The 24,724-nt window shown below is 41.9% G+C and carries 21 protein-coding genes; 5 read left to right on the plus strand and 16 right to left on the minus strand.

What is annotated here, in order from left to right; translation table 11 throughout:
• Positions 1-34 precede the first annotated feature (34 nt).
• From LPB86_RS19890 to LPB86_RS19915, 6 genes are all read right to left on the minus strand, one after another.
• The gene (locus tag LPB86_RS19890; RefSeq protein ID WP_230693173.1) at positions 35-808 is read right to left on the minus strand and encodes an HmuY family protein; all 774 of its coding nucleotides are present in this window, start codon (positions 806-808) and stop codon (positions 35-37) included.
• A 77-nt stretch (positions 809-885) separates the two neighbouring features.
• Positions 886-1,641, minus strand: coding sequence for a hypothetical protein (locus LPB86_RS19895; RefSeq protein WP_230693174.1), 756 nt, complete (start codon positions 1,639-1,641; stop codon positions 886-888).
• Positions 1,642-1,909: 268 nt separating this feature from the next.
• Positions 1,910-2,743 (minus strand): HmuY family protein, encoded by an 834-nt coding sequence (locus LPB86_RS19900; RefSeq protein ID WP_230693175.1) that lies wholly within the window; start codon positions 2,741-2,743, stop codon positions 1,910-1,912.
• Positions 2,744-2,757: 14 nt separating this feature from the next.
• Positions 2,758-3,594, minus strand: coding sequence for an HmuY family protein (locus LPB86_RS19905; protein WP_230693176.1), 837 nt, complete (start codon positions 3,592-3,594; stop codon positions 2,758-2,760).
• 6 nt (positions 3,595-3,600) lie between these two features.
• Positions 3,601-4,308: an HmuY family protein gene (locus tag LPB86_RS19910; RefSeq protein WP_230693177.1), complete on the minus strand. Its 708-nt coding sequence runs from the start codon at positions 4,306-4,308 to the stop codon at positions 3,601-3,603.
• A 12-nt stretch (positions 4,309-4,320) separates the two neighbouring features.
• On the minus strand, positions 4,321-6,681 hold the full coding sequence (locus LPB86_RS19915; protein WP_230693178.1) for a TonB-dependent receptor: 2,361 nt from the start codon (positions 6,679-6,681) through the stop codon (positions 4,321-4,323).
• 343 nt (positions 6,682-7,024) lie between these two features.
• On the opposite strand from LPB86_RS19915, the gene LPB86_RS19920 reads away from it, so the two are divergent.
• Genes LPB86_RS19920 through LPB86_RS19930 form a run of 3 tightly spaced genes read left to right on the plus strand, consistent with a single transcriptional unit; the run spans position 7,025 to position 9,845 of the window.
• A complete protein-coding gene (locus tag LPB86_RS19920) occupies positions 7,025-7,864 on the plus strand; it encodes a hemin ABC transporter substrate-binding protein (protein ID WP_230693179.1) in 840 nt (279 codons plus the stop codon).
• A 28-nt stretch (positions 7,865-7,892) separates the two neighbouring features.
• On the plus strand, positions 7,893-8,933 hold the full coding sequence (locus tag LPB86_RS19925; RefSeq protein WP_230693180.1) for an iron ABC transporter permease: 1,041 nt from the start codon (positions 7,893-7,895) through the stop codon (positions 8,931-8,933).
• Positions 8,934-8,948: 15 nt separating this feature from the next.
• Complete coding sequence (locus LPB86_RS19930; protein ID WP_230693181.1) at positions 8,949-9,845, plus strand: heme ABC transporter ATP-binding protein; 897 nt, start codon at positions 8,949-8,951, stop codon at positions 9,843-9,845.
• Here the strand turns inward: LPB86_RS19930 and LPB86_RS19935 are convergent.
• Positions 9,822-10,799 carry a helix-turn-helix transcriptional regulator gene (locus LPB86_RS19935; protein ID WP_230693182.1) on the minus strand — a complete coding sequence of 326 codons (978 nt, stop codon included), beginning with the start codon at positions 10,797-10,799 and terminating at the stop codon, positions 9,822-9,824. The genes LPB86_RS19930 and LPB86_RS19935 overlap by 24 nt on opposite strands.
• A 171-nt stretch (positions 10,800-10,970) precedes the next feature.
• Here LPB86_RS19935 and LPB86_RS19940 point away from each other — a divergent pair, with 171 nt between their 5' ends.
• Positions 10,971-11,375, plus strand: coding sequence for a DUF1801 domain-containing protein (locus LPB86_RS19940; protein ID WP_230693183.1), 405 nt, complete (start codon positions 10,971-10,973; stop codon positions 11,373-11,375).
• Here the strand turns inward: LPB86_RS19940 and LPB86_RS19945 are convergent.
• Positions 11,372-12,055, minus strand: coding sequence for a hypothetical protein (locus LPB86_RS19945; RefSeq protein WP_230693184.1), 684 nt, complete (start codon positions 12,053-12,055; stop codon positions 11,372-11,374). The two genes, LPB86_RS19940 and LPB86_RS19945, sit on opposite strands and share 4 nt — an antisense overlap.
• 302 nt (positions 12,056-12,357) lie before the next feature.
• On the opposite strand from LPB86_RS19945, the gene LPB86_RS19950 reads away from it, so the two are divergent.
• A complete protein-coding gene (locus LPB86_RS19950; protein WP_230693185.1) occupies positions 12,358-13,173 on the plus strand; it encodes a DUF6266 family protein in 816 nt (271 codons plus the stop codon).
• A gap of 1 nt (position 13,174) precedes the next feature.
• Here LPB86_RS19950 and LPB86_RS19955 read toward each other — a convergent pair whose 3' ends face one another.
• The 8 genes from LPB86_RS19955 to LPB86_RS19990 all read right to left on the minus strand — a co-directional run bounded on the left by LPB86_RS19955 (position 13,175) and on the right by LPB86_RS19990 (position 24,718).
• Positions 13,175-15,877: a hypothetical protein gene (locus LPB86_RS19955; RefSeq protein ID WP_230693186.1), complete on the minus strand. Its 2,703-nt coding sequence runs from the start codon at positions 15,875-15,877 to the stop codon at positions 13,175-13,177.
• Between the two features lie 9 nt (positions 15,878-15,886).
• Entirely contained in the window at positions 15,887-18,190 is a 2,304-nt protein-coding gene (locus LPB86_RS19960) for a Gldg family protein (RefSeq protein ID WP_230693187.1), read from the minus strand.
• 5 nt (positions 18,191-18,195) lie between these two features.
• Complete coding sequence (locus LPB86_RS19965; protein ID WP_230693188.1) at positions 18,196-19,125, minus strand: ABC transporter ATP-binding protein; 930 nt, start codon at positions 19,123-19,125, stop codon at positions 18,196-18,198.
• Between the two features lie 16 nt (positions 19,126-19,141).
• The gene (locus LPB86_RS19970) at positions 19,142-19,705 is read right to left on the minus strand and encodes a TlpA disulfide reductase family protein (RefSeq protein WP_230693189.1); all 564 of its coding nucleotides are present in this window, start codon (positions 19,703-19,705) and stop codon (positions 19,142-19,144) included.
• Between the two features lie 4 nt (positions 19,706-19,709).
• Positions 19,710-20,867 (minus strand): redoxin domain-containing protein, encoded by a 1,158-nt coding sequence (locus LPB86_RS19975; RefSeq protein WP_230693190.1) that lies wholly within the window; start codon positions 20,865-20,867, stop codon positions 19,710-19,712.
• A 63-nt stretch (positions 20,868-20,930) separates the two neighbouring features.
• Positions 20,931-22,439 (minus strand): PKD-like family lipoprotein, encoded by a 1,509-nt coding sequence (locus LPB86_RS19980; protein ID WP_230693191.1) that lies wholly within the window; start codon positions 22,437-22,439, stop codon positions 20,931-20,933.
• Positions 22,440-22,475: 36 nt separating this feature from the next.
• Positions 22,476-23,282, minus strand: a complete 807-nt coding sequence (locus LPB86_RS19985) for a DUF4843 domain-containing protein (protein WP_230693192.1) — start codon at positions 23,280-23,282, stop codon at positions 22,476-22,478.
• A gap of 17 nt (positions 23,283-23,299) precedes the next feature.
• Entirely contained in the window at positions 23,300-24,718 is a 1,419-nt protein-coding gene (locus LPB86_RS19990; protein ID WP_230693193.1) for a RagB/SusD family nutrient uptake outer membrane protein, read from the minus strand.
• Positions 24,719-24,724 lie beyond the last annotated feature (6 nt).

Raw genomic sequence — 24,724 nt, forward strand, 5'->3', positions numbered from 1 at the left:
TCTGTGATTTATCTTGTTTGATTAAAATTCAAGCTTACTTCGTATTCAGATTCTTACTTCCTGAAGGCGCAATATAATAACGAAAGCTCAGAAACCCTCTTTGAGAATTTGCATTATTTTCCGTCGGCTTCGTATCATAATTGTTGATGAATTGAAACTTAGCATATCGGCCATCATGCAATTTCAATACCCATGTTTTATTTGCGTAGGGAGTACTGTATAACAGATCGCCAGTTTCTGAATTGTAAGTATCATATGCCCAGGCCACGCTATTCAGATAATGCTGATAATTTTCAGCGTTTGTAAGATTGTCCGATCCACCAGTACCAGTTATATTACCTTGCTGATCTTCAGGATTCGGCCCATGTGCCAACAGCATATTGTCTGTAACCGAGGTAACGTCGTCAAAATTCTGGATCACATAAGTAAAACTCACATCGTTATACAAACTTAGATCGTACCACGGATAGTTAAAGTTAAGGGTTTGCGAATAATTAGCATAGACTTCCGAAGAATATCTTCCACGAAACACAATATCCCATTTATTGGTCTTAAGGTACTTATCCTCTGGCAAAAACTTCATGCTATCGAGGCTAAAATAATCCCGCATTCTCCCGTTACTTCTTGTAATATCTACTGGAAGAAAGCTTACCTCTACAATACCATTTTTATACTTTTTGATGTATTGGCTTACCTGGACAAATTCGGGTTCTTCAGGAACTGGTTCTAAAGCATCATTTTCTTTACATGATGTAATAAATAATGCAAAGGCTATTGAGGCAAAAAATATATATTTTGAAATTTTCATCTGTTTTGTATCTGAATCTGTTTATAAAAATCACCCCGGGATAGTTTATTCCCGGGGCTTAATTAAGCTCTTTTTGTCTACAACGTACCTAAATATTTGTATCGGAAATGTAGATATGAATAGTTATCAGGGAAACCTGATGCACCATCTATGGCTACACTGTTTTGGTATACGCTGGTAAATTCAATTGCGTATACTCTATCCAGATTGTCGCTGATCAAAATAGTTCGGTTTGTAATCGGCAATACCTCATGGTTATCAAAATAGTAATTAAACCAACCTGTAATGGTTAAAGGAGTAGGATCTGAATAGGTAGCTGGTGTTCCTGGTGATAGAAAACCGTCATGGCCAAAACTTGTTCCACTTGGTGTAATGGTTGTTGCAGTGCTCCAATCGCTCAAAGTTACTGATGCGAACGCTACATCTTTAGCTTTAAGGGTTACAGAAGAATGTTTACCAAGATATGCATTTGCGGTGCCGCCGAAAGATAAATCCCAACGATTAGCTGGAGCTGGTGCAGTAGTAGATGTTGCGCCTGGGATATTATCATTATCACTAAATCTGAAATAATAGATCCCGTTTGGACGGTGGTACACGGAATCCGGATGGGTATAAATACCCTGATCTACAAAATAATTCTTTACGGTATATACACCACTTGTATTAAGTTCCACGGTACCAGTCGAACTTGTCAAAGTCAATGCAGATCCTCCTGCCGTTGGGTTTTTAACCGCTATAGTTTGGTTTAACTTTAACCCTTCTGGCGCATCAGCACCATCTTTTTTACAAGAAGACAATACACTTAAGGCCACAACACCTAAAGTTAAAGCCATCAATACATTTTTTTTAGTACTTTTGCATGTTTGTTGAAAATCAATAGTTTTCATAAAGGTTTTAATTATTATTTTATTAATTGTTAAAATACGCGCACTGGTCTTTCCAGTTTGCAGACCATTAGGCAGGGTTGGTGATGTTCAAGTCTTACCTCCCTCCTTCTGGATTTTCAGTCTTCACGAGACCTCCTGCCCATTCTCCCGGCATACCCGCTAAATTTATGATTGCGCAATACGGTTTTGCCGGTGATCTGTAGCAATTTCTTTTTTATCCTCTTGTCTTAATGGTGTTGTTCCCAGCTACAGGCTGGATGTAATATTTGAAATTAAAATAGGGTGCAGGATATTCATATTTATCCTTAACCGTACCAGGTGCAGGATTACCGTAATACAAGTTCTGCAACTGAAATTTCACCCTCCGCCCATCTTTCAGGTAAATGATATTGGTTTTATTCCTGAACGGATTTAAAATATGGTTTGCCATCGTATAATAACCCCAGCTGTTTCCTGCCGCGTTATCAATGGCTACGGTCATGTCTACTATTTTTCCTAAACCAGCAGGAATTGCCGGCACCTGGTCCAACTCGTCAAATGGTGTGGCAATGGTACGGATCATGCCACTTTCAAAAGAAGAATTGTCGCTATTTACGCTAATGGTAGAATTGTAAATATCATTAAAATTGATGTGCCAGTTGTCGTTAGTCCCTGCCAATACCTGCAAACGCGGAACAGTATCACGGGTATCCAGGTTAAAATAAACCGGATCTGCGAAAAGCGAACCATGGGTAGCACCGGCAGGCCAGTCTACCACATACACCACACTATATTTTTCATCCAGGAAAACATAGGCTTTACCTTGCTTGGTCTCGAAGTTTTCTTTTGAATAAATCCCAGCTACCGGAATCACTTTCTCATAATTATAACTCCATTCCTTTAACAACTTTGCCCTTGCCGGCACCCAAGGCGCTTCCGTCTTAAAAGTTTCCACTTCCGGTTCAGGTACCGCATCCTCGCTTTTTGAACAACTGCTTAGCGCAAGTGCCAGAAACAACAGCCATACCGGGTAATTGAACCAGCCATTTTTATCATTAATCGTCATCATCTTTTTATCTCGTTTTATTTTGTCAGTACACTAAAATCTTTACCGCCACCTTTTAGCAACGTATATTTAAAGCTTAAATAAGGCGCCACATTATCCCTGTTCGGGTTCTCCGGTTTACCTTTATAAAAGCTGTATAAAATAACCTTGGCATAATTTCCTTTGGCTGTTTTAATAATAAAAGGCCTTGCCATATTGTACACCACATGTGTTTTTTTGGCATCCCCGGGCGCCATGTTTCCATAAAAATCATAGTGAGCGTAACCATTGCCACTGGCCAAAAAGTGATCTAAGCCCAGGGAGCCGTAATAATTAAACTGGTCATCAGCCACTGCTATCCGGCTGATCTTGTTGTAAGCTTCATCCAAATAGCTGAAGGGAATAGGGATCTGTATCGGTTTGTGCGTGCTGCTATTGTAATACTTTGCGTCTACCTCGGTATCTACTACCAAATAAAACATGCCTCTGGCCGGACTACCATATCCGGGATTGCTCCCTCCGCTTTCGTATTTAACACTCCCGTTATTTGCCCAAATGGTGCTGTTGTAAACACCGGAAAAAGCGATGTCCCATTTATCCGTATTGGCGTATTCTTTTGGCACTACCCTGCCATCTTCCAGGCTGTAGTATACCGTATTAAAGCCTCCATCATCCGTCACTTCCTTGCCATCCATGGTTTTGGTAATATCACCAGGCAAGTCATTCACACTGTATTCGCCACTGGCGGTAACGGTAGCCTCAGGTAATGGAGGCAATTCTTCATCCGGGCTTAAAGGGTCTTTTTTAGTACAGGAGAAGAACAGCACACTGCTCATGAGTATGGTCAGGATTATTTTGTAAGGGGTTTTCATCATTTTAGGTTAATTGGTATTTAAATTCTTGCTTCCATCTTCCTGAACATAATACCGGAAAGTGAGGTAAGGCGCGGGCCAGTGCAAATCAGTAACCACCGGCGGATTTCCCTGGTACACATTGATCAATTCGAGTTTCGCGTATTTGCCGGCCGCAGTTTTTAGGATGAAAGTCCTGTTTTTAACAGGCCGGGCAATATGTGTGGTCATCTGGTAAAAGTACCAGCCAAAATTGTAGCCTTGTGGCCAGCCGTCCCAACCTACAAAACTCTGCCGGGTACTAAAATTTATATCCTGACTAACCTCCGTTACTTCGTTATAGGGCTTATCTACATAAGTAATTTCACCTAAACCCGGCCCCTCAAAACCGGGATTTTCAGCATCCTGTCCCTTGTTTACATATACAATTGAGTTGTAGATGTACGTAAAAGCCAAATCCCAATCCGCAGTTTTGAGGTACCTTGCCGAGTCTTCCGCATTATTCAACCAAATTTGCTTCTTATCCTTAAAGTTGAAAAGAAAGGTGCGGAAATCGCGTTGTGTTTTCCCATCCGCACCTTCTCCAACTGAGGCTCCGGTATCACCGGCTAAATCTCTGATCACCGTACTCTTGTTGTCTTCTAGTTCCGGGACTTCTTCTTTTTTTGTACAGGACCATAAAAACAGCAAACCGATCATGGCCAACTTTATGGTATATTTATAGTTTATGATTTTCATTTCTGTAGGGTTCTAGTTTTTAAAAATGCGCCAGGTAATTCCCGCAAGCAGGGTTCTACCCATTTGGCCCGGCATCAGCGGGTCTGTATAATCAAATAAGTTTTCTCCACTCAGCGTAATGCTCAATTTGTCCTTCAGCATTCGCTTTTCAACTGATGCGTACACCAATACAAAGCCCTTCACGAAAATGTCGTATGGATCTATAAAAAGGTTATTGTTGTCATCAGCCCATCCATATTTTCCACGGTAATTTGCACGCAACGTACTGGTAATACCCCAGGCTGTCTGATAGGTAAAGTTGGCATTGAGCATGTGCTTAGACCTGTTATCTAAACCAAAGTAATCCGCAGGTACAGCCGCACGGGTTTCTCCGGTAATGCTGTTTCTAACCTTATTGTAGGGAGCCACGCCTTGCTTAATCAGCTCCACAATCCCCTGATCTTTCATCACCAGGTATTGATATCCAAGGTTTGCCGTAAGGTTTTTGACCAGATTTATGGATGCCGACAGTTCAAAACCTTTATTGGTTGATTCCGCCACGTTGGTGTAGCTGAAAATTTGCTGCCCATTGGTTTTTGTGCCAACCTGTACAAAATTGATAAAATCGTACAAGCGATGGTAAAATGCAGAGCCTTCAATTTTAATGCTTTTCCCCGGGGTAAATACCAAACCTGCGTTGTAAGAATTGGAGCGTTCCGGTCGCAGGCTTGCAGATAACTGGTTCAGCACATTGCTGCGTATTTCACTTACTTCACCGGCATTTTGAAGTTCCTCTAAGCCGTCTTTAATAATATCTGAGCCAATTACCGTGTATCCCTGGGTGATGTTGGTGAAAATCTGGAACCGCTTTTTAAAATCAGGTGCTATAAATCCTCCGCCTAAACCTGCCTTAATACTTAGGGTAGGCAGAAGTTGATATTGCAGGCCGAAACTAGGATTTAACCTGCCGCCAAAGCTACTGGTATGATCGTACCGTAAGCCACCTACCGCACTCCATTTTGGCGCTATCATCCAATCGCCCTGTACATATCCAAAAGCAGTGTATAAAGATTCCTCGAATTCACTGTTGTTCATTTGCTGCGCAGTTCCGCCCAATCCGCCGGTAAATTTCAGTTCATTATTTACCGCAAATGCAAGCTGCTCTTCTATGCGGTGCGTGTTTTCATCGAATTTACTGCTTGCCAAAACCTCTGCCCTCTGTGCCCTGCTCAAAAGCATGTCTGTAGCATAATTGGTAAAATAGTAATTGGTCTGACTTCGCATTTTGTTTTTGAAGTTCTTTCTAAGGTTTAAAGTCAGGTTTAAATCCTCATCATCAAGCTCGTTTAAATTGCCGTTGGTGATGCCCGAGCTTGCAAAATTCATCTCCATCCTGGAAGTCCTTTTATTGTACCTGGCCTGGAAACCCAAATTCGTACTGCCGTTCAACTGGTATTTAATTCGCGCTTGTCCGCTGTAGTTTTTAAAAGGAGGAAGCGTCTGACTGTTTACCAAATAAGTTTTATTGGTATTGTATCCCTCGGTAGCATAATAGTTTCCGGAAAGCAAAACGGAGCCCCTTTGTCCCTGAAAAGGCATTTCAGCCTCCAGCGTTCCATCCATCAAATTTCTGCTTCCGTAAAATAAAGCCGCACGTGCCTGCGGTTGAACGGCTCCAAACCGGGTAATCACGTTAATGGCCCCGCCTAAGGCTTCACTTCCATAAAGACAGCTCGTAGCACCTTTGATAATTTCTATGCGTTCTACATTGTTTACGCTGATCCTTGACAGGTCTAAATTTCCATTGTTGCGGCCAACCATCGGCTGCCCGTCTACCAATACCATCACATACTGAGAACTAAAACCCTGCATTTGGATACCGACTGCCCTGCTTCCGCTGCCAATATCGTTGACCATCGCAATCCCCGTCTGTTCTTTCAATACTTCATCTAACCTCCTGCTGCCCATCAGTTCAATGCTGCGCCTGGTAATCACCGTAACTGGCATTGCGCTTCGTTCCGCCCGTATTAAGTTATCAGGATTTTCCCGCTTCTCTGCCACCACTACTTCATTCAAATCACCTTGCCCGGCTTCCAGACGGATGTCAATCGTGTTTATCTGATCAGGGCTAATCAGTACCGCTTTTTTATAACTTTTAAAGCCAACACTGCTTACGTAAATGGTGTAATCACCTGTATATATGTCCTTAAATAAAAACGCTCCCCGGTTATTGCTTTGCATCATCAAACGATCTGGCTCCAGACGAATGGTGGCACCGCTTAGTGGTTTCCCTTGTCCGTCATACACCCTACCACTTAGCCCGCCCTTTGTTTGGGCTGTAGCGCTAGTGATAAAGCTGATAGACAAAATGAGTAGTATATAAAATATCTTCATGTAAGCATTCCTTTTATTTAGCATCTATTTTTAATCATTCTAAATAAAAGCACTGCAAACATCAGAATTCTGTTGCAAACTTGATTTGTGCGATCCGGATTTTCTTTTGTGCAATCGGGATTAAATTTTGTGCAAAACGTATTTATTTCCGCAGATTTTCCAGCGCAGGCTTGTTTTCAACGCAAACAAAACACCACAATCTTCTTTATTACAGATCATTACAAAAAACAGAAGTTATCCAAAAAAGCGCAGCGTACCCGCAACCTTATTTAGAACAAATATCAATTACTTGTATTTGGAAGAATTAAAGCTTTGTTTTGTGCCAACAAATGGATTGTTAGATATGAGATTTAAAAAAGGCATGCCCTGGATGCTGACCTTGGTATCGTGTTGCCTGCCGATAGTTTTGCTGGCACAGCCAAAAAAAATTATATGCCTGAGTGCTGCCATTACCGAAACTGTCCGCGCATTGGGCATGGGCAAAAATATTGTAGCCGTGGATGTAACGAGTGTATGGCCGCAAGAGGTTAATCAATTGCCAAAAGTAAGCCGGAACCGTTCTGTTTCTGCTGAAGGGATTACCTCTTTTCGTCCAGACCTTGTGCTTGTGCCAGAGGGAGACTTATCACGGGAGGTACTCAGTCAGCTGAAGTCGGTAGGCATCCAGGTGGCACAAATCAGGCAGGATTACTCCCCTGCCGGGGCAATGGCTTTTATCAGAAAGATTGCAGGGTTCCTGGACCGTAAAGCAGCTGGCGAAGTACTGGCCAAAAAAACAGAAGCCAGCCTGCAAACAACCCTGAAACAACGCAAAACAGGAAAGGCCCCTAAAGTACTTTTTATTTACGCAAGGGGAAGCGGAACCATGAGCGTAGCGGGAAAAGGCAGCAGTATTGATGCCATCATCCATCTTGCAGGCGGGAAAAATGCCATACAAGACTTTAGCGATTTTAAACCTTACACCACTGAAGCCCTGGTAAAAGCGAACCCTGATATTATCCTCATGTTTGATTTTGGACTGAGCAGCCTGGGTGGCAAAGATGCGGTTTTAAGGATGCCGGGGGTAAATTATACCACAGCAGGGAAAAATAAAAAAATCATTGAAATGGACGGGCCTTTACTGGTCAATTTCAGTACACGCCTTCCTGAAGCGATCAGGGAATTGAATGCCCGGATACTTTAAAGGGTTTATCCCCTCATAAAATTTAGAAATGAAGAAAACAATTCTATACAGCCTGCTCATCACTGCTTTAGCATGCTCCACCGCCTTTTCTCTTGGCCTTGGGGCGATGCAAATCCCCATTCAGGAGGTGCTGCTGATTTTAGGGCATAAAATAGGCTGCTTTAGCCAACTGCAGGCAGATCCGGTTAACGAGGGTGTGCTGAACATGATCCGCATGCCCAGGGTAGTCATGGGTATTTTAGTGGGCGCAGGACTCGGGATTTCCGGAGCTGCAATACAAGGAATTTTCCGTAATCCACTGGCAGAACCGGGGCTCATTGGTATTTCGGCAGGTGCTTCATTGATGGCCGTGCTCATCATTGCCTTAGAAACTGCCTTCTTTGCACAACTGAGCAATTTATTGGGCTATTATCTCCTCGCCTTCGGTGCCTTTGCGGGCGCAGGCATCGCCGCTATGCTGGTGTATCAAATGTCTAAATCAGATGGCCGCCCAAATGTATCTACCATGTTGCTTGCGGGTGTAGCCATCAATGCGCTGGCAGGCGCCTTAACCGGCTTGGTTACTTATATGGCAACAGAACAGCAACTCCGAACCATTACGTTCTGGATGTTGGGTAGTCTTGGCGGTGCCACCTGGGAAAACGTACTTTGCCTGTTGCCTTTTGTGGGGATTCCCCTCATCTGCCTTCCTTTATTTAGCAGGGGACTGAATATTTTTTCGATTGGTGAAAGCCAGGTGGAACTGATTGGGCTAAACCCTAATAAAATTAAGGCTTATGTGGTGCTGTTTGCTACTATGGCAGTTGGAGCTTCTGTAGCTGTGTCTGGCATTATTGGTTTTGTCGGTTTACTGGTACCCCATACCATCCGTCTTTTAGGAGGTGTAGACCATCGTTTTGTGCTGCCCGCTTCAGCATTATTTGGCGCCTTGGTACTTACATTGGCGGATATGCTTTCGCGCACACTTGCACAGCCTGTTGAATTGCCGATCGGCGTGGTGACGGCCATACTGGGTACGCCCTTGTTTATATACATCCTGATGCGGGATAAAAAGAAATTTATCAATTAATTATACAATCCAGTTATGCTACACGTAGAGTCGATCAGTTACCAGGTAAACGGCAGGTATTTACTAAAAGATATTTCTTTTAGTTTAAGGGACGGGGAAATGGTGGCCATTTTAGGTGCCAACGGAGCGGGAAAATCAACACTCATGCGTTTGCTCTCCGGCGAAAAAGAACCCGAATCGGGACGTGTGGTACTGGACGGAAAACAATTGAGCGCCTACAGCCGAAAGGAACTTTCTGAAAAGCGGGCGATGCTGCTGCAACAAAATTCCATTAGCCTTGAATTTACCGTACAGGAAGTGGTGATGATGGGCCGCTATGGTCAGGGAAACGGGGCAACTGCTTCAGACCAGTTGGCTGTGGAGGAAACAATGGAGGTTTGCGGATTGTCTCATTTGGCTGAACGCTCTATGCTGACTTTATCTGGCGGGGAGCAGCAAAGGGTACATTTAGCCAGGGTACTTGCACAGCTTTGGAATGCAAAACGCGCCGTATTGCTCCTGGATGAACCTATAGCCAGCATGGATATGCAATACCAGCACCAAACACTTGCGATTGCACTGGCCTTAACAAAAAAGGGCTTTACGGTAGTTGCGGTATTGCATGATGTGAACCTGGCCGCACAATATGCCGACCGGATTATGATGTTAAAGGGAGGAAAAAAATGGTGGGACGGCACTCCCGCATACGTACTGAATCCCCAGCATCTTTTCACCGCCTTTTCCGTGCATGCAAGTGTGCAGACTTGTTTAAAGAGTTTAAAAACCCAGGTATTTCCGCATGAAGTGAAGTTAGATGCCGCTGCTTTTAACAGCAATTTAAAACTGGTTAATAACGTATATACCCTTAAAAAAAAGAGAAGAAGAATATCCGAAGATGGCACAGGACGCCTAGACCTTTATCTCACTAGGTAAAATCCCGTAATATTTCTTAAAGGCATGGGTAAAACTTGCCTGATGTTTAAAACCAACCTTCAAGCCAACTTCAAACATATTTTTACCTTCGCTTAAGATTAACCTCCGCGCTTCCTCCATCCTCAACCGGGTGATGTACGTATAAATTGTGCAGCCGAAATATTCTTTAAAGCCACTCTTAAGTTTCAACTGGTTTAGTGAAATACGTTTGGAAAGCATCTTTTGATCTGGCGGATTGATGTATTCCTGATGTAATATGTCCCTGGCCTGCTCCAGCTTGCTGATTTCCAGATCCTTTGACATTTCTTTCTCTGCAGCGGGATGATGGCTAAACTGTTCCAGTTGAAACATAATCAATTCCTGAATCCTGGCATTGGTAAAAAGCCATTTGAGTTCTCCTTCATGTTTGCAGGCCCTGATCTCTTCGATAGATTTGCGCATTGCCGGCGTCACAAAAAGATCCTGTCCGGCAAATGAAAGGGGGTTTGCGTTTTGCATGTCATCGCCAAATTGCTCCTGAACGGCATAAAGATCAATCAGGTTCCGGAAATAGTCTTTAGACAAAACAATCATAAAATAAACGTATTCTACATCTGGTTTTACCTCATGACTTTCAGTGGAGGAGGATATGAAGCGGATGTTGTGCCTGCTTCTCCTGTACATGGAGCTATCGGTCTTTTTCAGCATCCCTGGCTGTTGCCTGCTGAAGATAAACTGACTGGCTACAGCATCACCTTCCACCTCCGTGAGGATGTTCACGGTAGCATCAAATTTCATTTCTGAATAAATCAGGAAAAGACCGTTGGCAGAAATCTGGTAGTTACTCATACCTATGGGCGATTTTTTTATGGTAAGCAGTTTTTCAGACAAACTGTGATCCGGACTGTATGCATCCGATACTTCTTCCTGGAAGAGATATTCGTTGTTATGCTCAATTCTAGCCTTCACTATCATAATGTAAGAGGTATTTTAACAAATATACAAACTATTATTCAGAATGAATATAAATAATAGAATATTGAATGTGAATTGCCTTCTACTCTGGCTGAGTCAGCAAAACATTTGTATCGAGCGCAGCCTGGATTATTTACTCAATGTATTTATCTTTGCACAAATCATAAAAATATGCGATCAACAACCGATCAGGCGCAGGTTACTGCACATATTCAGAAGCTGGATCCTTTAATCAGCGAAACAGTTGAAGCGATTAGGCAGATCATTCTGAATACTGATGCTGAAATCGGCGAAAGAATTAAATGGAATAATCCCAGTTTCTATTATACTGGCGCCATGGCCCCGTCTGACCCAAAAGAATATCAGCGCGAAATTGCGGTATTCAATTTGTTTAAAAATCGAATTATGCTCGTTTTTACAAGCGGTGCAAAAGTAGAAGATAAAAGCGGGCTTCTGGAAGGTGAATACAAAGATGGCCGCAGAATTGTGACATTTAAAGATATGAAGGATGTTCAAACTAAAGCTGCAAACTTACAAAGCATCATCAAAAAATGGCTTGCGCTGGTGAGCAGTTAAAACTTTTCCTGATCGCTCTTATCTCCTCTCATATCCACATTCAACAGCTTGTCGTAACACTGCTCCATTTCCAAAACCAGATCATAAAGCAAGGCGATATTTTTATCATCAACATCAAGCTTGCTTAGTAAAGCGGGCAATTCGCCACCATAATACTTATCAAAAAAATGAATATCTGCCTTATCTTTATTCAAGTCATATTCACCATTTGTTAATAAAGTGGCAACTACATAAAATAAGTTAGCTAAGGAAAGGGTGAGGACACAGCTGTCTGAATAAATGTCAAAATCACTGGATTCTGGCTCTTGCGGAAAGACAAATTCATTAAATAACAATTCAGCCAAATTAAAGGCGACTTCATCGTCGCAGGCTACATCTTTATCTATTGCATAAAGCAAAATAAATGTTTCCTGATACTTTAATACGGCAAAAATTATCTCCATCAATACCCCAACAAACTCATCATCCAGTTCATCAAGGATCATAAGTTCATCATAAGTAATGGCATTCATGTCTAAAGGTGCGGTTAAGTCCTTCAAATCACCAAGCTCACCTTCCAAAGCAACTTTCCAGGCACAAGTGCCAACAAGCGCGGTTATCCAGTCGGTCATATGCACAATCGCATAATTCAACGCCCGGTTAGCATATTCACTTCGCTCATCATGTATAATCACCACCATCTTCTACTCGCTTATTTCCAAAGATAAAAATATTGATTCAAAAAACCGCACTATGCGCTTGTGCTAGCATACAGCAAGTGCTCGAAAGGCATTCATCGCTTTAGGTGATTAGTCAATGATATATATTTGCTATATCCTTTATATATCTTTTCATTGTCTTTAATATATCTAAATGATATATTGATAACTTATTACATACATAACATTTATTTATCATTTATTTGTCATCTAAAGTGATGTATACCTTTTGTATTAGAGGTGATCCTTATCTTAGGGAATCAAAGATTTTATACTGTAATAAAATGGGAAAAGTAATTCAAGGCATCAATGGTGCATTCTCAGGAAAAGTGGGAGATGTAATTGGCTACGTATTAAATGGACAAAGCGTAATGCGCGGGAAGGCCAGAAAGTCCAGTAAAAAGATTACGGCCCTGACGATAAACAACCGGGGAAAAATGAAGCTGCTGAGCAAGTTTTTTGAGAAAATGAAGGAAGTTCTAAAAATGTCCTTTACACCCGAATCACGCGGAACGGTTAACAACTGGTACAACCTGGCCGTTTCTTACAATAATCCCTCCGCTATTAAAGGTAAATTTCCTGAGCTGGAAATTGATTATCCAAATGTGGTACTGAGTCGTGGTAAGCTTAAACAGCCTGTAAATGTTACTCTTGAACGTACCGATAAAGGAGTCAAGTTTGCCTGGGACTTAACTGATAAAGACAAAGTTAATCACGACCACACGGTATTGGTGGCCTATTTTCCAAAGATTAATGATGTGAAATATTTAATTGGGGGCAAAAAAAGACGGGATGGCTCTGATACCTTAGAAATTTCTGAAAACCTGAGAGGCCTGGAAATGATACTTTATATTGCTTTTGTAAGCAACGACAGGCAAGAATTTTCTAATAGTTTGTATGCCGGCAAACTCGAAAAAATAGGTACCGAAAAGAAGGTTACAGCGCGCAAAGTTGTTGCTCCTGTGGCTCAGGTTGAAAAGGTAGAAAGTCCTGATCAAAAAATACTGGATATTGCCAGGAATTTTAAAGCTATGGGAATCCCATTGATGAACATTGCAGTTGGCACAGGTTTAACAGTAAAAGAGATTGAGTTACTGTAACTCAATCTCTTGTCAATAGCTCCAAAATCCCTTCATTTTCAATAATCATCATGCCTTGCCTGTCGGTAGTAATACCTTGCTGCAGTTTATAAGTATATCGTGGCGTATTGCCATCTATCACAGTAGGTAAGTATGAAAACTGAAAATTATCTGTGCTGCGCTGTAAAGCTTCTGCTACCTCTGTAATATGGGTAGACACTACAAAAAAGCAATCCTTGTTTTTTGAAAAAGCTTCTGTAATAGATAGTGTAGCATCAAAAGCATCTTTAACGTTTGTACCTTTAAAAAGTTCGTCGAATATCGCCACCAGTTTTTTTCCTGCGGACACTTCTTCTGCAACTTTTTTTACCCGTAACACCTCGGCGAAATAATGACTATGGCCTCTATTTATATTATCAGGTACATTAATGGATGTATATAGGCCATCTTTAACCGAAAATTCCATACGATCTGCAGCAACGGGGAACCCCATGTGCGCCAGGTATAAACTGATGCCAAAAGATTTCATCAAGGTTGATTTACCCGCCATGTTTGCCCCGGTGAGAAATAGTACATTGTGGCCCTGACTTAAATTCACCGAATTGCCAATGGCATTTTCCAATGCCGGATGGTACAGGCGCTCAATTGAGAGTATGTTCTGTACACCAGGTGACGCTTTTGCATAACAAAAACCTTTATCCCTTGCCACTTTTGCTACAGCGATGTACAAGTCCAGCCAATACATTAATGTACTAAGTTCCTGCATTTGCTGATGCAGTTCCCCTCTTAACAGGAAATCATACCTGATCAGTTTTAACAGCGAAAGTTCTTTTACGCTCCCAATGGTTCTCATCCAGGATAAGCTGCGGTGATCAAAAATGTTTTTAATCGCGTATTGTTCTGTTCTATAAGGATTATCCTGCACATCCATAGCCAGCATAAATTTATCGAACCGCTGTAGCAGTGCAATGATTTTGACCACTTCAGTCACTAAAATTTCGTAATCGTTATCCTGCGCCACAAGATGTAAGATCCACTTGCTACCTATGCCTGCTCCTGATGATAACATGTTTCCGGCCGTGCCCGAACGCAAGTAATTTTCCATCAGTTCAAACTCTTCCCGATTAAAAGGAAAGGCGATTGGCTGATCGGTAAAATATTTAAAAATGTTACTGCGCTCATTGATGGCTGCGGCATCTGCTAAAGGCTGCTGGAACATCTGCTCCATTAACCGGCTGCCGCCAGCCGTAACCGTATGGTCAAATATCCTGAAGATGGAATTGGTTTTGTAGCGTCCTACTATATTTAGATCTTCTAATGTCTGCTTGTCAGCTATAAAGTGCTTAATTCCATTCGCTCGAACTGCATCGTCATCTCGAACCGAGGGGAGAGATCTAATTCCATTCTCTAGCAGTCCCAAAACCCCTTCATTATTAACGATAATCATCCCATGCCTGTCGGCAGTTATCCCTGCTTTAAGGGTGTAGGTATAAATGGGTTTATTGCCTTCCATCAACGTAGGCAGGTATACAAAATTGACATTACTGCAACCGGCCTTCAATACCTCGGCCGCTTCGATGATATGGCTAGACACTACAAACATGCAATTTCGCTTTCTGGCAAATGCTGATGTAATGGCAATAGTACCTTCACAAGCATCCTTTACGTTGGTGCCCCTAAACAGTTCATCAAATATGATAAACAGGTTTTTGTCCACACTCAACTCTTTTGCGATCTTCTTTACCCGAAGCACTTCGGCATAAAAATGGGAGTTGCCAGAGCTCAGGTCGTCTGGCAGGTTAATGGTGGTGTAAATTCCATCCCGAACAGAGAACTGCATGGATGCGGCAGCTACAGGGAACCCCATATGTGCAAGGTACATGGCAATGCCAAGCGATTTCATAAAAGTGGATTTGCCCGCCATATTAGCTCCAGTTAGAAAAATAATGTTGCTGCCGGGATCTATTTCTAAATTATTGGCAACGGCATGTTTTACCAGAGGATGATATAGCTGAGCCAGCTTTACGGCATGTGCATCTTTGGCCAAGGCTTCGGGAAATACAAACTGATGTTTTAAGGCAACCTTGGCGACAGAAAAGCACACATCCATGTCGTAAATCCACAACAGCATTTCTTTAATTTTTGCTCGGTGCTTAAACCTAAGCAGATGGTCATACGCTGCAACAACGACATAAACAAGCTTGCCGCCCTGCTTTTCTTTAAGCAAAGCGACAAAGTCAGGATCAGCGAAAAGGTTCTTTATTGATTGCACGCTGCTTTCGTAGGGTGTTCCTAAAGCGGATTGGAGAGTACTTTCCACAAAGTTATTTAGGGTATGTATCAACTCCAGCAGGGCAGTTATTCCGTTGTAAATAAGCTGGTAATCTCCATCAGCAGAAACCAGCTGACTGAATTTTTTAGTGAGTGATTGATCTGTTTCACTTAACCTCGTCCGCTCATCAGTCATAGACAGATAGAGTTCCGCACCGTCCAAATGCTCAGTTTTGAAAGGAAAATCCCTGGCTATGGAACTGAAGTGTTGAAAGATACCACTCCTTTTATTAATGGCAGCCGCGTCAGCAAGCGGATAAAGAAACATCTTTTCCAGCAAGTCGGCTCCACCGCGAGTGTAGGTATGGTTAAACAAATTATAGACAGAGCTACTGCCCGGCTTACCTATAATGTTAAGATCGTTAAGTGTTTGCTGATCTGTGCTGAAATTCATGATTTACCTTTAATTTCTTCTTCTTTTAAAGAGTACGATAGCGCCCAGTATGGCGATCAATGCAGGAAGAATACCCTTACATAGGTACATCATGCCGGTAATTTGTTCGCGGCTAATATTTAGCCTTAAGTCTTTGGGATCTGGCCGGGTTACATCTAACGGGAAGGTGCCATTGGTCATCCACCGCAACACCCCTTGAACAAAATACTCATTTTCACCACGTTTAGGACGACTCAATTCTGCATTACTTATAAAATCTGCATCACCAACCACAAAAATCCGCTGTTGCTTAGCCCTTACTTGTCTGCTTAAACCTACTGCAACAGGGAATGCGCCCTGTTCATCACCCATGGATGCGTTGAAATTATAGACAGAAACAGTTGGATCTAAAGGAGCATTCCTGTTCCATCCGGTTTTAGGGCTCATCAATATGGGAAAAGCATCAAAATTTTCTTTTGGCTGTAGATCTAAACCCGCTGCAGTTTGCACTGCTACAGGCACTTCATAACGAGCCATACGGTTTAGGTTGGAATCTAATGTCGCTCCTTTCCTCCCAAGTAAAGCCGGAATAAATACAGGGCTGAATTTTCCATCTGGCTTAACCAGTGTCCCATTTTTTAGCTGTACACCTAATGGCTGCAATACAGGGTTAAGGATTTCCCTCCTTTCGGGATCACCAGTGATGAACAGATTCCCTCCTTTTTGAATGTAAACGGACAATTTTTGTTGTGCGGTAGCAGATAAAGCAATTGTTGGGTCTCCAAGCACAACAATATCAGCAGAGGCAGGGATATCGCTCAAATTCAGGTTAAGTGTATCTACATTAAAACCATGGTTGATCAATGCGTTTTTTCTGGTTTTGACAGCACTAAGCAGCTGATAACCCCGATCTCCACTATCGTTGATGTCCCTCTCATTATTGCCTGTTAAAAAAACAATTGTCGGCACTTTTGCAACCAGGCGTTTTACAGCAGCCATAAACTCGGCTTCTCCTGGATGAGGGCTTTGATCGCCTATATAAAACCGCAGGTAACTGGTTTTACCTTTGTATTCCAGTTTCCTCACACTTAGGTAACCTTCATCTTTCAACTCGGCCAGATTAGTCATTTGGGCAGATGGTAAAAAAAGACTACGTTCTATATCCATATTTTCGGCCATTTTATTGGCAATCTCATCCGTATTTGTGGTGCCTCGGAGGTTTGGGTTATGTCTGTAATCTGCCAGATTAGAATCTATCGGTTTCTCGTAATAATAGATATAATCCATTGTTAGGCCTGGGATGAACCTTTTATAGCGTTCTAAACGACTAAGTTCACCATTCCTTGAAGCAGGGAGGAGGTCCCATACCTGTGGTGCCAGCATATTGGCATAGGTAGTAACTTTTAATTCGCCATCAATTTGAGCCGCAATTTCCTGACTATTTTTAGTAAGTGTAAGTGATTTGGCATTTGTGGCGTCCAAATAACCTGTTAGTAGAGGTCTCGAACTCAAGTATCCTAAAAATAATGCGCCAACAATTAAAAGTGTATACCTGCCCGCCTTTACAGACCAAGGCTTGAGCTCACGTTCTGACTTTAAACGCAGTACACACAAAGTTAGAAATGAAGCGATGATAATCAGGTAGTAGAGTACATCTTTGGTTGTGATTAATCCAGCAATCATTTTATCTGTACGACCAGAAATAGAAAGGAAATAGGTCAGGTCTCTTACAAAATCGATATTTTGTCCTAGTGTACCTACAAATCTTAGCACAGCAAATACAGCAAGTGTACTGATGGCGGCAACCACCTGGTAGGTGGTTAGGCAAGACATAAACAGGCCTATAGCCGCATACGTACATATAAGCATGTACAGGCCAAGCAGGCCGGAAAATATGCTACCTAAATCTACATGCTCAATAGAGAATAAGCCAATTACCCCATAAATGGCAAGTATTAAAATCAGCATCAAACCATATCCAATAATGGCCAGGTATTTCCCGATGATGATTTCTCTTAGCTTTACGGGTGAGGACAACAAAAGTTTTATGGAGCCGCTATTTGTTTCCCGGCTCATTAAACCCATAGTTAGTATGGGCAGGTAGAGGTAGAGGTTTCCCTGAATGGTTGTAAATAGCCCGGAAGTACCCCCAAACAAAGTGGAAGTAATGGCCCTACCACCATAGCCAAGCTGCAAGCCTGTGTTTGTTCCCTGCAGGTTATCTAAAAAACTGATGCCACATTGGATCATGAATATGGCCAGCACAAGCCAGGCTACCGGGGAATAAAACAAGATACTCAGTTCAAGTTTAGCTATTTTTAAAATCTTCTTCATTTCTTTTATCTTGTTGATTTATTGGATAACTGTGCAAACACTTCATCCAGTGAACTTTTTTCTAGCATCAGCTCATTTAACTCCCATCCTTTATGCACGCACATTTTAATCAGCTCACGGGAGATGGACGAAGATGCTTTAAAGCGTAAGCGGATACTTCTGTCGTTCAGGAGCTCTACTCCGGTAATTCCGGGAATAGCCATCAATTCTTCTGTGCCAGGAGGATTGTCCATAAATGCCAGCATCGTATCTGGCATAATGTAATTGTTAAAGGCATCCATGGAATCCGCAAATACCATTCTTCCGCTTTCAATCATTCTGATCTCCTTGCAAATGGCCTGTACTTCTGACAAAATATGGGTAGAAAATAAAACCGCACGTTCTTCTGCAATCTCCTTGATTAATTTTCTAACTTCCAGAATCTGATTTGGATCTAAACCATTGGTAGGTTCGTCCAGTACAACCAATTTAGGTTTATGGATAATGGCCTGTGCTATCCCTACCCGCTGGCGGTAACCACCAGAAAGGTTACGCAACAGCCGTTTTGAGAAATGTGCTACCCCACATTTTTCCATCACCTGATCAACTGCTTGTTTAACCTGATTGCTTTCTATATTGCGGATATAAGCACAATAAGTTAGGTATTCCTGTACGGTAAGCTCCAGGTGCAGAGGTGCGTTTTGCGGGAGAAAGCCCAACAGTTTTTTAGCTTCTTCAGGATCTTTACGCAGGTCGATCCCGTCAATGTATACGTTGCCCTCTGTTTGGTTGAGTACCCCGCAGAGGATATTCATAGTAGTGGATTTTCCGGCGCCATTGGAACCCAATAAGCCTAAAATACCAATCTGGCCAATCTCAAAGTTAATGTCGCGTATGGCCCAGTCCCTGCTATACCGGTGTGATAAGTTTTCAATTTTTACAATGCTGTTTTCCATAATAAATTCTGGTAGGTTATTTTTTCAATAAGGCTTTTGCAGCGTCAATACTAAACTTATCTTCTATTAATAGTTGCATTACGGCCTCATTGAGGTTAAAAGGATGTGTTTGCCATACCAGTTTGTTGTGCTGTATCACGAACGTTTGAGGTATAGAACTGACAGCTGCGGCCTTTACCCATTTCTTGTTGAAGTCGCTATTAACATCACCACTGTATGCGATGTTGTAACTGATCGCATCTCCCATTTCCTTTACAAAAGCTTCCACTTTAGCTTTATCGTCTTCCATTACGTCCTGACCAATAAAGATGACACCCTTATCTTTAAACTTGAGGTGAAGTGCGTTTAAGTGGGGCATTGCCGCAATACAGGGTTTACACCAGGTAGCCCAAAGTTCTACGATATAAATCTTATCTTTATCAAATTGAGTGACTGGGTTACCTTTCAGCCATTCTACCTTTGGGTATTCGGGCATGATGTCATCTCCAATATCAGGAAAGTCAGCAATCTGCTGTGCTTTTACGTTCAGGCTCGTTACTACAAAGAGCAGGAGCAACAATGGTATGTATATCGTTCTCATATCTTTATTTTACAAGTTTCTCTAATTCCAATCCAAGTTCACCGTCAAATATGGCCAGCTTCCGTTTCAAGATCTTCCCATCCGGACCGATTAAAAAGCCCTGAGGAACAGAACCACTATAAATGCCATACGCCTTAGCGGTTTCACTTACGGACATCCTATTGTCGAAACCATCAAAATCATTTGTCTGCACCCAATTAAAACCTGAAGATTTGATCACTTCGCGCCATCTTTGTTCAGGATCATAGCTTACACCGAAAGTCACAAAGTTTTTGTCTTTAAATCTTTTACTGATCTTTCTCATATTAAATGCGAAAGCATCGTAGTTGACTACATCCCTTACCCAGAATACCAGCAGCACATACTTACCACGCATGGAAGATAAAGCAATGTTGTTGCCCAAGGTATCTTTTACCGAAATGTCTGGTGCTGTGTTTCCAATGGCCAGTTTTTGAGAAAGTTTAATGCGCTCTGAAAAGAGTTTTCCCTGTTCACTGTTTCTTATTGCTGCAGAAAAGAGGTTAAATTTGGTCATTCCCTCTTTCTCTATAAAACCTCTTTGTTTTTTTATCCATAGTAAGAAAGCAGCATAACTGTCCATATGACCGGCCATCCAGGCGCTATCAATCTTTTCTTGTTTTGCAAGAATTGGAGTAATGTCCTTTTGAAGGGCTGCTGCCGCTTCGTTATCACGCTCCATACGGTATTTACCCTGTAATTGTGCCAGAGGCTTGTATTGTTTATTGAGATCCTCCAGCAAAGCGGCACGCCCCAGGCTTTCCGTTTGTGTTTTTCCTCCTGTAATTGTTGCCCTGCCTATGCTGTCTGTACTGGAGATTTTGATAGCAGCACCTTCGAGGAAAAACGAGTTAAAATCTACTGGTTTAAGCATTTTCCGTTCCACACCACCATCCATAAATTGGATACTGGCATAATAAGGATCGCCAACTTCGCCGCTAAACTGAAACTTCCCATTTACTACCATAGCAGAATCTCTGACGAATATATTGGGATGACTGTAATATTGCAGGATGACTTTACCCTGAAGTTCTTTACCTAACTGCCCATTAACGGTAAACTTGTTTTGAGAAAAAGCAGGCATTAGACTACCTGCAGCCAAGCCTAGATATAGGCTTAACTTTAATAAGTTTGTTGAAGTCATTATTTGTTTTTTATAGTTGGGTTTTATAATTCCGGGACAGGTCCCGGAATTACTTGTGAATTTTTATCTCGTTCTTTCGCGGTAAGACACGCTGGTGATCTTGCCGAAACCCGTCCGGCGATCTACCAATACCAGGTCTCCATTTACTGGGGGAACAGTATATCGTTCCAAAGTTCCTGAGCTTGCTGCAACTCCTGCGGAATTAAATGAACCAACAGTAAGTTGTTTGGCAAAGTTGGCGTAAGCAGCAATGTTCCTGTTGTAAAAATTTTGGAAAGCCAGGTAAGTGATTTCGCCAGTGCCCTTATCTACCATGAGTTTACTGGTTTTCAGAGATAGGTCGTATTCATAAACTTTTCCTCCCACGCTGTAAAACAAGTAACCTAAATCAGGACTTACAGCATAATGTGTTGCTTTGTCAATGTCTGTACCCATAATCTCATCGTAGTAGAGGGCTGCGCCTCCTACTGTAAACCTAAGAATGGAGATTTTTGATGTTACCGGATTCTTCAATACTGCATGTGCATTTCCTGAGTAGTTTCGTTCCATATAGAGCATATCATTTCCTGTCGGATAATTTGACGCATCAGGCACATTACTCATAGTTACACTGGTATTTGAAGAGGAAATGACAAATCTTCTCGCGCTTTTATTGTACATGACTGTAGCAATTCCGTTCGTGGCCACAAAAGGGGCAACCGGAAAGGGTGCTTGCCCTGCTGAATAAGTATTTACCGGAACGTATGGCCATGCTGATGAAGAAATGTAGGCACGGATGTACAGATTATCGTTAGCTACCATAAACAAGTTCATAAAAATAAACTGAACGCCACCTACAATAAGCTGAGGCTTAAAATTAGCAGGTAAAGCACCTATCATTTCATAACGGATGTTGTAGGTAGGCAGATAATCAAAAGTCTCAGAGTGGATCCGGTTTGTGCCAGTCTCGCTCAGTAGATAAATATGATAGGCATCCACGTTACCTCCGCTTGACAGTGCGGTTTCAGTACAAAACACCTGTAAAGGTTTTCCTTGCTCGGGAAGATGAGAGCCCATTTTAGTCAGCACGTCTGTAAACTGGGTAAATGAATTTTGAGCCTTACTGTAAGAAAGCATATCTAAACGGCTTTTGCCATTTACATCATTAAGCACCATAAAGCCTTCATATACCTCTGTAACTACCCGTAATGTTGTCTTTATGTGTCTCTGTACGCCAGTATTTAAATCTTTTACACGGTACTGCAATCCATAACTACCTGGAGCAACGCCTACTTTTATCCTGAGTACTTTTGATGTGGAGATAATTGAGTCAGGAGTTTGATTATTATCGAGATCAAACGACCATTCATATCTATATTGACTGGCCGGGGTATTACTTTTGATGGTTTCTTCTACATTCGGCGCAATTATAACGCTGTCGCCAAAGTAGGCGGTATAGCCTGCAATAGTATCCAACCCGCTAAATGTAACCTTGTTAATTTCATGGTATTCATAATTCCCTAAATCTTTGGAACATGAAAAAAGGGTACCTGCACAGAAGGCAAGCATGCAATATTTTAGAATCGTATTCATCGATTGTTTTATTTAAGATTTAAAATAGACCATAAATTACTGATAAGCATTGCCCATGCGCATTCGGGTAATACCGTCTTGTTCGTAAATAATATTACCAGCCAGCGCTTGATCTTGCAAATAACGGCTCATGAATGCGGCATAATAACTAGCAAGAGCGCTTTGCTCTTTGAAATCTGTAATGCCATTTGCAATAGACCAAAAGTTAAGGGGCATACCAGCAACTTCATTCATGAGTCGTACCTTTTTAATGCTAAACGCCCCGAAATACTGGATCCCCCAGGATGGCCCGGGGGCAAGAATGTCTGAGACCAGCACCTTAAAAGAAAGCAAATTAATCGTATCAGCAGGATCCGCACCATTGTCTTTAATCTTCCTTTTCAAATCCGTAGAGAATTCACTATTGGCCGTCAAATTGAAAATGGCAGTTACTTCCCGCGTTTGCAAATCTGCCGTTCTGTTGAGTTTTAAAAAAATAGTATCCACTACTCTTCCTGCACGCATTACAAAATTAGCGGGCAAGGTAAAATGCTGTGCGTTGGTTGTCGATTTCGGATCTACCGTCAACTGAAACTGGCGGTCAATATCCCTAGGGGTACCGGTTACAGCTATAGGAATGGGGATAACGGCGGAAGTCACATTCGGGGTACTATAGGCAAATGTAAAACTAACATTGTCTGAAGGAAAGCCAGCCTGGTTTCTATCGGGATCTACGTCCCTGAAATAATTGAAGTAAATGTTATCTGAGGTATTGTATGTTGTCAACATTGATTTCTTGCAGGATGAGCTTAAAATCATTATGACAAGAGCCAGTTGAAGGATTGGATTTAGTCTTTTCATCATCTTATATTTTTAAATGATTATCTTGGAGTAGTTTCTGAAAGGGGTAGCGGCACTACGTACTCAGGTGTAATGGTGCTATAAAAATCATTTCCACTGGGGACTGACATTTCATTTTGGCGTTTGTAATAGAAAAACAACTGCCCCTCGCCCCAGAACTCCTTTTGATATTCTTTTGCAATTTCTACTGTAAGGTTTGAGGATGTAGTTAGGTCTCCAAGCCCCCTATTAAAACGTACTTTATTGAGGTAGCCAAGTGCTGCCTGAGGATCGGGATCTGTTTCTGCAAGAATATAGTAGAGCTCTGATTTTCGAACCAGTGGCTGCAGAAAACGCCATGGCTTGGTTTGATCAGCCAGATCAGCATATTTTAGAAAGGAAACAGGATCCCGGGTGCCATTAACCGACCAGATATATGAATAGCGATAATCATTCATGTTGTTTTCAAATGTTTCAGCTAAACGATCTGGTTCTGCACGGAGTGTTGATGATGAAAGCGATGCGAAGGAAAAATACGTTGTATAATTTGTATACATTGCCGGGTTATATACCGCAAATAATACCTCTGGAGAAAAAATACGGTTTGGATTTGCATTACCAACAATATCATTATAGGGTAACCACGGAAACCACTTTTCAGATTGATCTAAAACTTCTTTGGCTGCGGCATGGGCTTCTTGCGTTTTGCGGCCCCAAAGTAACACTCTTGCCATTAAAGCCTTAACCGCATAATAGTTTAAGCGTTGGTTACGTAGACCTGAATAGAAATCAGTGGTGTTTACCACGCCATTTTGTTTAACCGGATCATTATTTAAGAGACTTACTGAGGTGCTAAAATCTGAGAGTACCTTTTCCAGTACCTGACTGCTATTGAGCAGAGGCTGTGATTTTCCATCAGCAGTTGTATAATAAGGTATAGCAGGTTGTACTGCAGCTGTAGAATAAACGGGACCAAACAACCTAAGCAGATCAAAGTGTAGCATAGCCCGGATGGCAATGGCTTCACCTTTTAATTGCTGACCATGACTGGAAGAAATGACATTGTTGGCAACAGCATCATCGATCTTGGCAGCGAATATGTTGGCCGCGAGAATTGTAGTGTAAGCCTTTTTCCAGGTATCGTCAAATGTCTGTCTTACCCCGGGTTGTTCATAACTATAGGATTGAATGTCGGTAAAGCTTGAGGGCGAATTAAAGAAAGTAGTATAATAACGCTGTCCAAGAAGTTCGGCAGTGATTGTACTCAATGATGCCCCATAAAGGTTATAGTCGGCAAGGTCTATATAAAGCCCATTTAAGGCTTGTTTTATAGCCGATTCATTTTTAAATATCTGATTTTCCGTATAGGAAGCTTCTGGTTGTACATCCAGGTATTTTTTGCACCCTGAAAACAGGAACATTCCCGAAAGCAATATGATAAAAAGTGTTCTGATAGTCATGTGAGC

The sequence above is a fragment of the Pedobacter sp. MC2016-14 genome (assembly GCF_020991475.1).
In the GTDB taxonomy this organism is placed as follows: Bacteria; Bacteroidota; Bacteroidia; order Sphingobacteriales; family Sphingobacteriaceae; genus Pedobacter.